The sequence below is a fragment of the Winogradskyella psychrotolerans genome (assembly GCF_018860545.1).
GTDB lineage: Bacteria > Bacteroidota > Bacteroidia > Flavobacteriales > Flavobacteriaceae > Winogradskyella > Winogradskyella psychrotolerans_A.
Genome location: NZ_JAHKPN010000033.1, coordinates 1 through 1,563 on the forward strand (window position 1 = coordinate 1; position 1,563 = coordinate 1,563).

2 protein-coding genes are annotated in these 1,563 nt (G+C 28.9%); both read left to right on the top strand.

Translation table 11 applies throughout. The features are described from left to right. Positions 1–29 precede the first annotated feature (29 nt). A complete protein-coding gene (locus KO515_RS11430; RefSeq protein ID WP_215936481.1) occupies positions 30–539 on the top strand; it encodes a hypothetical protein in 510 nt (169 codons plus the stop codon). 176 nt (positions 540–715) lie between these two features. Continuing rightward, the gene (locus KO515_RS11435; RefSeq protein WP_215936482.1) at positions 716–1,297 is read left to right on the top strand and encodes a DUF2971 domain-containing protein; all 582 of its coding nucleotides are present in this window, start codon (positions 716–718) and stop codon (positions 1,295–1,297) included. Positions 1,298–1,563 lie beyond the last annotated feature (266 nt).

Genomic DNA, 1,563 nt, shown 5'->3' on the forward strand with positions numbered 1-1,563 from the left:
CTAAAGAAACACGTTGGCAGCACATTTGAATGACGAACATTAATCAAATATCTGAAAAGCCTGAACTTCCTCTAATTTGTATCTACAAAAACAGAGGAATTGAAATTATCAATGATGAAACCATTAAGTTTTTTAACAAAGCAAGTGCATACAGCTTGATACAAGAAAATGATGATTCGGAAATGTATTCTAGCGATATGAAAATATTGACTTTGGAGCAAAAAACTGATAAATTCAAAAACACTAAATGGAATAGATTCTTGCCGAAAACAATTTACAACCCATCATTTGATGTAAATCTGAATTGGAAACAAATAGGAACTTATAATCTGACTGACCTCAAAGCAAAAATTAAAAATTGTATTGATAAGGATGATGAGATTTTAACACAGTTTGTAGATGCCGATTTTTTCAAACATAAGATTGAGGAATCTTCCAATTTCACCCTACTGATTGACAATCTGAACAAATACCGTTTCGAAATTAAAGACGAAAAAAGCATATTGAAAGAAAATGACGAGTGGAATAACAAAAAATAAAAACGTGCTACAACACCGTGTATAATTAATTGCTTTGGTCGTTGCCTATTTGGAAAATTCCTTCGGAATTTTCTCGCGTTCGTTTTTGTTTACTAAATTAGTTGCTCAAACACGCAACTAACCATACACAAAACCGTTAGCCAAAATTAACCCAAATGCGAATAAAATAGATTTCTATGATATTATATAAATATAGAAATTGGTCAGATAATTATCATAAAAAGATTTTAACGAAAAATGAAATCTTTATGGCTTCACCAGGTTCTTTTAATGACCCGTTTGATTGTCGAATTCCTGAAAATTATCACTTATTATACACTCAAGAAAAAATAGACCAGTTTATGGAATATATTGAGTCTAAACACAAGGATAAACTGAATAAGTTAACTAAAAGTGATATTGAAAAAATTAATACTAATTTTAAAAAAAGATTTGACAACCCTGAACAAGTTCAACTTGATCACGAAAATCATTTTTTCCAACAAACAGATAATTGTTATGGAATTTTTTCTTTGTCAAAGAAATGGAATTCATTATTAATGTGGTCGCATTATGGAAATAATCATAAAGGTTTTAGTGTTGGCTTTAACGAAGATAGAATGAGAGAATCTAAACTTTTCGGAGCTGGATTTGAAGTCAATTATTTTAAAAAATTCCCGTTAAGAAATCCTTTAAAAAGATTGACCCAATTGAAGCTTCTATTTTACAACTTGGATACAAATCAATTGAATGGAAATATGAAGAGGAATTTAGATTAATAAACCTCAAACTTGACGGATTTACTAAAGAAGAAAGAACGATAAAATATCCTAATGACTTTATTTCAGAAATAAATCTAGGTATTGATATACCTAAAAAAGATAAAATGGAAATAATAAAAATCTGTGATATTAAGAAAATTAAGGTTTTTGAACTATCAAAAGAACCTTTTATGTTTGAATTAAAACGAACGCAAATAAAATAACTTTGGCTAACTCCGCGTATAATTAATTGATTCATTGAGCTTACTTACGAATATTCCTGC